Source organism: Pseudomonas protegens, from assembly GCF_003732485.1.
Classification (GTDB): Bacteria; Pseudomonadota; Gammaproteobacteria; order Pseudomonadales; family Pseudomonadaceae; genus Aquipseudomonas; species Aquipseudomonas protegens_B.
Genome location: NZ_MOAK01000034.1, coordinates 218,836 through 227,607, shown reverse-complemented (window position 1 = coordinate 227,607; position 8,772 = coordinate 218,836). Strand labels below are relative to the sequence as shown.

Annotated in this window: 7 protein-coding genes; 3 read left to right on the top strand and 4 right to left on the bottom strand. The window is 65.5% G+C overall.

The window, feature by feature from the left end; translation table 11 throughout:
- Positions 1–196 precede the first annotated feature (196 nt).
- The gene (locus BLX41_RS06630; RefSeq protein ID WP_123724253.1) at positions 197–1,357 is read right to left on the bottom strand and encodes an AAA family ATPase; all 1,161 of its coding nucleotides are present in this window, start codon (positions 1,355–1,357) and stop codon (positions 197–199) included.
- A gap of 249 nt (positions 1,358–1,606) precedes the next feature.
- On the opposite strand from BLX41_RS06630, the gene BLX41_RS06625 reads away from it, so the two are divergent.
- The 3 genes from BLX41_RS06625 to BLX41_RS06615 are packed head-to-tail and all read left to right on the top strand — an operon-like array spanning position 1,607 to position 6,845.
- Entirely contained in the window at positions 1,607–2,701 is a 1,095-nt protein-coding gene (locus tag BLX41_RS06625) for an efflux RND transporter periplasmic adaptor subunit (protein ID WP_123724252.1), read from the top strand.
- Complete coding sequence (locus tag BLX41_RS06620) at positions 2,698–3,768, top strand: efflux RND transporter periplasmic adaptor subunit (RefSeq protein ID WP_123724251.1); 1,071 nt, start codon at positions 2,698–2,700, stop codon at positions 3,766–3,768. The genes BLX41_RS06625 and BLX41_RS06620 overlap by 4 nt, the downstream gene beginning before the upstream one ends.
- On the top strand, positions 3,765–6,845 hold the full coding sequence (locus BLX41_RS06615; protein ID WP_123724250.1) for an efflux RND transporter permease subunit: 3,081 nt from the start codon (positions 3,765–3,767) through the stop codon (positions 6,843–6,845). The genes BLX41_RS06620 and BLX41_RS06615 overlap by 4 nt, the downstream gene beginning before the upstream one ends.
- 86 nt (positions 6,846–6,931) lie before the next feature.
- Here the strand turns inward: BLX41_RS06615 and BLX41_RS06610 are convergent, their stop codons facing one another.
- The 3 genes from BLX41_RS06610 to BLX41_RS34615 all read right to left on the bottom strand — a co-directional run.
- Positions 6,932–7,558, bottom strand: coding sequence for a class I SAM-dependent methyltransferase (locus tag BLX41_RS06610; RefSeq protein WP_123724249.1), 627 nt, complete (start codon positions 7,556–7,558; stop codon positions 6,932–6,934).
- A gap of 152 nt (positions 7,559–7,710) precedes the next feature.
- Positions 7,711–8,355, bottom strand: coding sequence for a methionine ABC transporter permease (locus tag BLX41_RS06605; RefSeq protein ID WP_011058620.1), 645 nt, complete (start codon positions 8,353–8,355; stop codon positions 7,711–7,713).
- A partial coding sequence (locus BLX41_RS34615) for an NIL domain-containing protein (RefSeq protein WP_311197425.1) occupies positions 8,345–8,772 on the bottom strand: 428 nt, incomplete at its 5' end. The genes BLX41_RS06605 and BLX41_RS34615, both read right to left, overlap by 11 nt.

Here is an 8,772-nt window from a genome sequence, read left to right as displayed (position 1 = left end):
GTGCGTGAGGACGGTGCAGGGCTTGAGGGCCTCTTCGCCAGCAAGCTGGCTCCTACGGTGGGCGTATTGCGTTTGAGCCTTGTAGGAGCTGGCTTGCCAGCGAAGGCGTGCGTGAGGGCGGTGCGGGGCTTGAGGGCCTCTTCGCCAGCAAGCTGGCTCCTACGGGGGCATGGCAGGCGGGGCCGGCGGGGAGGGTTCAGTCGGGCCAGTTCCACGCCGGTTCGTCGAGCATGCGCTGGCCGACGATGCCGGTCTGGCCCAGCTCTTTCTCCAGCACGATGCAGTTGCATTCGGGGTCTTGCTGCAAGGCTGCGATCAAGCGCCGGGCGTGGGACACCACCCACACCTGGCACTGCTGCGAGGCACCAATGATCAAGCGCGCCAGGGCCGGCAACAGGTCCGGGTGCAGGCTGGTCTCCGGTTCGTTGAGCACCATCAGGCTCGGCGGACGCGGGGTCAGCAAGGCCGCTACCAGCAACAGGTAGCGCAAGGTGCCGTCCGACAGTTCCGCGGCCGACAGCGGTCGCAACAACCCCTCCTGATAGAACTCGATGGCGAAGCGTCCACCCTGCAGCGGGGCGATGTTCAGCCGTGCGCCGGGGAAGGCGTCGCTGATGGCTGCCTGCAACGCCTCGGGGTCGCCGATCTCGCGAATGGTCTGCAACGCCGCCGCCAGGTCGCGGCCATCGTGATGCAGCACCGGCGTGCGGGTGCCCAGTTGCGGCTGGCGCACCGGGGCTTCGCTGTCGCTGCGAAAGTGATCGTAGAAACGCCAGCGACGAATGAACTCGCGCATCTGCAGCACTTCCGGGGAGCCGCGCAGGCTGCCCACTTGATCGAACAGGCTGTCGAAGTCCGGCGTGTGCTGGGCCAGCACGTCCCAGCTGCGGCCCTGGCGCGCGCGGATCAACGGGCCGGCACGGTCCACCAGCAGGCTGGCGGGACGGTAGCAGGGCCCGGACCAGATGCATTCCTTCTTGATTTGCGGGTCCAGGGAAAATACCGAGTTGCTCGGTTCCGGCAGGCCCAGGGCGATGGCGTAGCTGAAGTCTTCGCCGGCAAAGCCCAGGCGCAGGCGCTTGCTGGAAGAGCGCACGCTGGCCTCGATCGGCACTTCGCCGTTGCGCATGCGCCGGCTGAGGTTTTCCGGCCCGGCCCAGAAGGTCGAGTCCAACCCGCCTTCCCGGGCCAGGGCATTGACCACGCCGCCCTGGGCGGTCTCTGCCAGCAGGCGCAGGGCGCGGTACAGGTTGGACTTCCCGCTGCCATTGGCGCCGGTGATCAGGTTCAGTCGCCCGAGGGGAATCACCAGTTTGTTGATGGAGCGGTAATTGGCCACCGCCAGGGTCTTGAGCATGCCGGGTCTCCTGTTGCGTGGTGCGCAGTGTGCCTGATTTGTCGCCGGGCAGCTTGGCTCGTGCAACCGCCAGGGGCTGCACGGATAGAGCGCGTTGAGAGGTGTTGCGGCGGCTGCACGGCCGAGCGGGAGCAAGCTCCATCGCCACACAGGCCCCGGTCATGAGAGCGACGTGCAAGGGTTGAACCCTGTTCTAAGCTCACAGTCGTAACGTCACTGGCGACACGGCATCACGCAAAAGGAGCCTGCATGGCTGCGTTCAATTCGAAGTGGATAGTGGGATTGGCCCTGTTGCTGCTGCTCGGCGGCTGCGGGGCGGAGAAGCCCGGGGAAAAGGAACGCCCGCGGGTGCGTATCCAGCAAGTGCAGAGCAGCGATTTCGCCCCGTCGGTGACCCTCACCGGTGACGTTCAGGCCCGGGTGCAGACCGAACTGTCGTTTCGCGTCGGCGGCAAGATCATCCAGCGCCTGGTGGATGTCGGCGACCGGGTCACGGCCCAGCAGGTACTGGCCCGGCTCGATCCCAAGGACTTGCAGACCAACGTCGACTCTGCCGCTGCCGCGGTGTTTGCCGAACAGGCACGGGTCAAGCAGGCCAGCGCAGCCTTTGTCCGTCAGCAGAAACTCTTGCCCAAGGGCTATACCAGCCAGAGCGAATACGATTCGGCCCAGGCTGCCCTGCGCAGCAGTCAGAGCGCCTTGAGCGCGGCCCAGGCGCAGTTGGCCAATGCCCGGGAGCAGTTGAGCTACACCGAACTGGTGGCCGAGGCGCCTGGGGTGATCACCGCGCGCCAGGCCGAGGTCGGCCAGGTGGTGCAGGCCACCATGCCGATCTTCAGCCTGGCCCGGGACGGCGAGCGCGATGCGGTATTCAACGTCTACGAATCGCTGTTGATGCAGCCACCAGGCCAGGAAACCATCCACATCAGCCTGCTGGACAACCCCAAGGTGACCACCACCGGCAAGGTCCGCGAGGTGACCCCGGTGGTCTCGGCCCAGAGCGGTACGGTGCAGGTCAAGGTGGTGCTCGATTCACTGCCGGCGGGCATGGACCTGGGCTCGGTGGTCAGTGCCACCGCCCGGGCCCATGGCAAGGCCACGGTGGTGCTGCCTTGGTCGGCGCTGACCAAGAACCTCAGCGAACCGGCGGTGTGGCTGGTGGGCGAGGACGGCAAGACCGTGCTGCACAGTGTCAAGGTCGGGCGTTACCTGACCGGCCAGGTGATCATCAGCGACGGCCTCAAGGGCGGTGAGAACGTGGTGGTGGCCGGAGGGCAGTTGTTGCACCCGGGGATGTTGGTCGAGATTGCCGGGCAGACCCAGGATCAGGGAGCACAACCATGAAGCGCCTACTGCCGTTGTTATGGGCCAGCGCCGTGCTGCTGGGCTGCTCCAAGGAAGAGCCGGCACCGGAGCCGGTGCGTCCGGTGCTGTCGATCCAGGTGGCGCCGCAATCCGAGGAAAGCCTGGGACGTTTTGCCGGCAACATCCAGGCCCGCTATGAAACCAACCTGGGCTTCCGGGTGCCGGGGCGCATTGCCAACCGCAATGTCGATGTCGGCGCCGAAGTGGGCCCCGACGACCTGCTGGCGACCCTCGACCCCACCGACCAGCAGAACCAGTTGCGGGCCGCCCAGGGCGACCTGGCCAAGGTCCAGGCGCAGTGGATCAACGCCCAGGCCAATGCCCGGCGCCAGCAGGAGCTGTTCGACCGTGGCGTCGGCGCCCAGGCGCAACTGGACATCGCCCAGACCGACCTGAAGACCACCGGCGCGTCCCTGGACCAGGCCAGGGCCGCCGTGCGCCAGGCCCAGGATCAGCTCAACTACAGCGAGTTGCGCAGCGATCACGGTGGCGTGATCACCGCCTGGAATGCCGAAGCCGGGCAGGTGGTGACCGCTGGCCAGCAGGTGGTGACCCTGGCCCGGCCGGAGATCAAGGAAGCGGTGATCGACCTGCCGGCGACCCTGGTGGATCAACTGCCGGCGGATGTGGAGTTCAAGGTCGCGGCCCAGCTCGACCCGAGCATCAGCACCACGGCCACCGTGCGCGAGATCGAGCCCCAGGCCCAGAGCGCGACCCGTACCCGTCGTGCCCGCCTGACCCTCAAGGACACCCCCGAGGCCTTTCGCCTGGGCACCGCCATCAGCGTGACCCTGAGCTCGGCCATCGAGCCACGCACCGAGTTGCCCCTGACGGCCCTGCAAGAGGTGGATGGTCAGACCCGGATCTGGGTCATCGATCCCCAGAGCCAGACCGTTGCCCCCCGTGAAGTCACGGTGCTTAGCCGCGACAGCGCCTCGGCGTTGATCAGCCAGGGGGTCAAGCCCGGCGAGCGCATCGTCAGTGCCGGGGTCAACAGCCTCAAGCCGGGGCAGAAAGTCAAAATCGATGAGGACCGCGCACAATGACGCCTGACAGCAAAGGGAGCTTCAACCTGTCCGAGTGGGCGATCAAGCATCAGTCCTTCGTCTGGTACCTGATGTTCGTCGCGCTGTTGATGGGCGTGTTCTCCTACATGAACCTGGGGCGTGAGGAAGACCCGTCCTTCACCATCAAGACCATGGTGATCCAGACCCGCTGGCCCGGCGCGACCCAGGAAGAAACCCTGAAGCAGGTCACCGACCGCATCGAGAAAAAACTCGAAGAGCTGGACTCGCTGGACTACGTGAAAAGCTACACCCGCCCCGGTGAGTCGACGGTGTTCGTCTACCTGCGCGACACCACCAGTGCCAAGGACATCCCCGAGATCTGGTACCAGGTACGCAAGAAGATCAACGACATCCGCGGCGACTTTCCCCAGGGTTTGCAGGGGCCGGGTTTCAACGATGAATTCGGCGATGTGTTCGGCTCGGTCTATGCCTTCACCGCCGACGGCCTGAGCATGCGCCAGCTGCGCGACTACGTGGAACAGGTACGGGCGCAGATCCGTGAAGTGCCGAACCTGGGCAAGGTGGAGATGGTCGGCGAGCAGGACGAAGTCATCTACCTGAACTTCTCCACGCGCAAGCTGGCGGCCCTGGGCATCGACCAGCGCCAGGTCCTGCAGAGCCTGCAAGCGCAGAACGCGGTGACCCCGGCCGGAGTGATCGAGGCCGGGCCGGAGCGCATCTCGGTACGCACGTCCGGGCAGTTCGCCTCGGAGAAGGACCTGGCCACGGTCAACCTGCGGCTCAACGACCGCTTCTATCGCCTGGCGGATATCGCCGACATCAGTCGCGGCTACGTCGACCCTTCCACACCGCTGTTCCGCTTCAATGGCAAGCCTGCCATCGGCCTGGCCATTGCCATGAAGAAGGGCGGCAACATCCAGGACTTCGGCAAGGCCTTGCACGCCCGCATGGACCAGCTTACCGCCGACCTGCCGGTGGGCGTCGGGGTGCACAAGGTTTCCGACCAGGCCGAGGTGGTGGAAGAGGCAGTGGGCGGTTTCACCAGCGCGCTATTCGAGGCGGTGATCATCGTGCTGGTGGTGAGCTTCATCAGCCTTGGGGTACGCGCCGGGCTGGTGGTGGCCTGCTCGATTCCGCTGGTGCTGGCCATGGTTTTCGTGTTCATGGAGTACAGCGGCATCACCATGCAGCGGATCTCCCTGGGGGCGCTGATCATCGCCCTGGGGCTGTTGGTGGACGACGCCATGATCACCGTGGAGATGATGGTCACGCGGCTGGAGAAGGGCGAGAGCAAGGAACAGGCGGCGACCTTCGCCTACACCTCCACCGCCTTCCCGATGCTCACCGGGACCCTGGTGACCGTGGCCGGCTTCGTGCCCATCGGCCTCAACGCCAGCTCCGCCGGGGAGTACACCTTCACCCTGTTCGCGGTGATCGCCGTGGCCATGCTGGTGTCGTGGATCGTCGCGGTGCTGTTTGCCCCGGTGATCGGCATCCACATCCTCAGCACCAACGTCAAACCCCACTCCGAGGAGCCGGGGCGCATCGGTCGCGCCTTCAACGGCGGCCTGCTGTGGGCCATGCGCAACCGCTGGTGGGCGATTGGCATTACCGTGCTGCTGTTTTTCGCTTCGGTGTTCTGCATGCGGTTCGTGCAGAACCAGTTCTTTCCGTCTTCCGACCGGCCAGAGATCCTGGTGGACCTCAACCTGCCGCAGAACGCCTCGATCAACGAGACGCGCATGGCCGTGGACCGGCTGGAAGCGACCCTCAAGGACGACCCGGACATCGAGCGCTGGAGTACCTACATCGGCGAGGGTGCGATCCGTTTCTACCTGCCCCTGGACCAGCAGTTGCAGAATCCCTACTACGCTCAGCTGGTGATCGTCAGCAAGGGCCTGGAGCAGCGCACGGCGCTGACCCAGCGTTTGCAGAAGCGCCTGCGCGAAGACTTCGTCGGCATCGGCAGCTATGTGCAGGCCCTGGAAATGGGCCCGCCAGTGGGGCGGCCGATTCAGTACCGGGTCAGCGGCAAGGACATCGACCAGGTGCGCAAGCACGCCATCGACCTGGCCACCGAACTGGACAAGAACCCCCACATCGGCGAGATCATCTACGACTGGAACGAGCCCGGCAAAGTACTGCGCATCGACATCGCCCAGGACAAGGCGCGGCAACTGGGGCTGTCCTCGGAAGATGTGGCACAACTGATGAACAGCATCGTCAGCGGCTCCACCGTGACCCAGGTGCATGACGACATCTACCTGATCAACGTGGTCGGCCGTGCCGACGACAGTGAACGCGACTCACCGGAAACCCTGCAGAACCTGCAGATCGTCACTCCCAATGGCACCTCGATTCCGCTGCTGGCCTTCGCCTCCGTGCGCTACGAACTGGAGCAGCCGCTGGTGTGGCGCCGCGACCGCAAACCCACCATCACCATCAAGGCTGCAGTGCGCGACGCAATCCAGCCGACCGACCTGGTCAAGCAGCTGAAGCCGGACATCGATAAATTTGCCGCGCAGCTGCCGGCCGGCTACTCGGTGGCCACTGGCGGCACCGTGGAGGAAAGCGGCAAGGCCCAGGGCCCGATCGCCAAGGTGGTGCCGCTGATGCTGTTCCTCATGGCGACCTTCCTGATGATCCAGCTGCACAGCGTGCAGAAGCTGTTCCTGGTGGCCAGCGTCGCGCCCCTGGGGCTGATCGGCGTGGTCCTGGCCCTGGTGCCCACCGGCACGCCCATGGGCTTTGTGGCGATCCTCGGGATTCTGGCGCTGATCGGCATCATCATCCGCAACTCGGTGATCCTGGTGACCCAGATCGACGAATACGAGCGCGAGGGTTATCACCCCTGGGACGCGGTACTGGAAGCCACCCACCATCGGCGTCGACCTATCCTGCTGACCGCCGCGGCAGCCAGCCTGGGGATGATCCCGATTGCCCGGGAAGTGTTCTGGGGGCCGATGGCCTACGCCATGATTGGCGGCATCATCGTTGCCACCTTGCTGACCTTGCTGTTCCTCCCGGCGCTGTACGTGGCCTGGTACAAGATCAAGGAGCCCAGCCAAGACACCCCCCGCCCCACAGCCATGTAGGAGCTGGCTTGCCAGCGAAGAGGCCCGAGAGGCGGGCGCCTGATCCGGAAACGCCTTCGCCGGCAAGCCGGCTCCTCGCAGGGGGATCAGGCCTTGCGCCAGACGCTGGCCAGCCAGGGTTGCTGTTCGCGAGGCAGGCCGGCGGGGCGGTAGTAATGCTCCAGCTCGACGAAACCCGCGTCAGTCAGCAACGCCTGCCAGGCCGCCAGGTCGTGGTAGGCGCCATAGCGCGGGCCGTTCCAGCCTTCCTGGTTGTCACCCCGGGGATTGGAGCTGAACAGTACGCCACCGTCCTTGAGGCTGGCATGCAGTTGCTTGAGCACCCGCGGCAGTTCCTGGCGCGGGATATGAAACAGCACCGCGTTGGCGAAGATGCCGTCGAAGTGACCCGCCGACAGATCGAGCTTGAGAAAGTCCTGCTGCCAGACTTCGCAACCGCTGTCGTCCCGGGCCATCTGGGCAAAGCGCTCGCAGCCGTCGAGGCCGATGGCCACATGGCCCAGGCGGATAAAGGCCTGCAAATCACGCCCTGGGCCGCAGCCGAAGTCCAGCACGGTGAATGGCGCCGGGCCCTGAATGTGCCGCAGCAGCGCGTCGATGTTCTGGCTGACGTCGTGGTCGCGGGTGCCTTCACGAAAGTCCTCGGCCACCTGCTGGTAGTGGCCGAGGGTGGTGGCGGTGATGCTGTCGAGATCGTCGGGGGCGAGTTTCATGGCGGGCTGCGTGGGTAGAAGGGAGGCAGCAAATATACCTCCAATGGCGACCTGGTGGCCTTTTCGCGAGCAAGCTCGCTCCTACAGGTTGTGTGCAGTCCCTGGTAGGAGCGAGCTTGCTCGCGAAGGCGTCCGAACGGACACCACAACCCTCAACGCTTGTTCAACACCCGCGCCAGACGGTCGCCGCCCAGCTGGATCGCTGCCACCAGGATCACCAGCAGCACGATCACCGTGAGCATGATCTGGCTGTCGAAACGCTGGTAACCGTAGCGGTAGGCAATGTCCCCGAGCCCACCCGCGCCAATGGCCCCGGCCATGGCCGAGGAGTTGATCATGGTCACCAGGGTGATGGTGAAACCGCCGACGATGCCCGGCAACGCTTCGGGCAGCAGCACGTGCCAGACAATGTGCCAGCGTCGGCAGCCCATGGCCTGGGCGGCTTCGATCAGGCCGTGATCGACCTCCCGCAAGCTCACTTCGGCAATCCGCGCAAAGAACGGCGTAGCGGCAATGGTCAGCGGCACCACCGCCGCCCACACGCCGTAGGTGGTGCCGACGATCAGCCGGGTAAAGGGGATCAGCGCCACCATCAGGATCAGGAACGGAATCGAGCGGAACAGGTTCACAAAGGCCCCCAGCGCCCGGTTCAGGTTCGGTGCTTCATAGATTCCGCCCTTGCCGCTGGTGACCAGGATCACTGCCAGGGGAATCCCCGCCAGCAGGGCAATCAGCGAGGACACGCCGACCATCAGCAGGGTGTCGAGAATGCCCTGCAACAAGCGATCAAACCACATAGCCCAGTACCTCCACCTGTTGTGCCCAGTGCCCCGCGCGCTGGCGCAGTTCCTCGGCGCCCAGGGGCGAGCCCTGGACCGCCAGCAGCAGTTGCCCCAGGGCGTGGCCCTGGATGCGTTCCACCCCGCCTTGCAGCAGGCGCACGCGCCCGCCCAGGGCGCCGAACAGCGCTGCCAGGTCCGGCTCTTCATGCTTGACGCCGGTGAAACGCAGGCTCAGCACCAGCGCCGCGTCGGCCGCCGTCGGCTGGCTGTGCAGACGGTTTTGCAGCTCTTGCGGCAGGCCGTGCTGCAAGGGCGCCAGCAGGGTCTTGCTGACCTCGTGTTGCGGGTTGCCGAAGACTTCCCAGACCGGGCCCTGTTCGACGATGCGTCCATGTTCCAGCACCACCACCCGGTCGCAGATGTCGCGGATCA

What these genes read in the sequence shown, in the direction of transcription:
- BLX41_RS06630 (WP_123724253.1), bottom strand. Translation starts at nt 1,357, where the DNA reads ATGCTCAAGACCCTGGCGGTGGCCAATTACCGCTCCATCAACAAACTG.
- BLX41_RS06625 (WP_123724252.1), top strand. Translation starts at nt 1,607, where the DNA reads ATGGCTGCGTTCAATTCGAAGTGGATAGTGGGATTGGCCCTGTTGCTG.
- BLX41_RS06620 (WP_123724251.1), top strand. Translation starts at nt 2,698, where the DNA reads ATGAAGCGCCTACTGCCGTTGTTATGGGCCAGCGCCGTGCTGCTGGGC.
- BLX41_RS06615 (WP_123724250.1), top strand. Translation starts at nt 3,765, where the DNA reads ATGACGCCTGACAGCAAAGGGAGCTTCAACCTGTCCGAGTGGGCGATC.
- BLX41_RS06610 (WP_123724249.1), bottom strand. Translation starts at nt 7,558, where the DNA reads ATGAAACTCGCCCCCGACGATCTCGACAGCATCACCGCCACCACCCTC.
- BLX41_RS06605 (WP_011058620.1), bottom strand. Translation starts at nt 8,355, where the DNA reads ATGTGGTTTGATCGCTTGTTGCAGGGCATTCTCGACACCCTGCTGATG.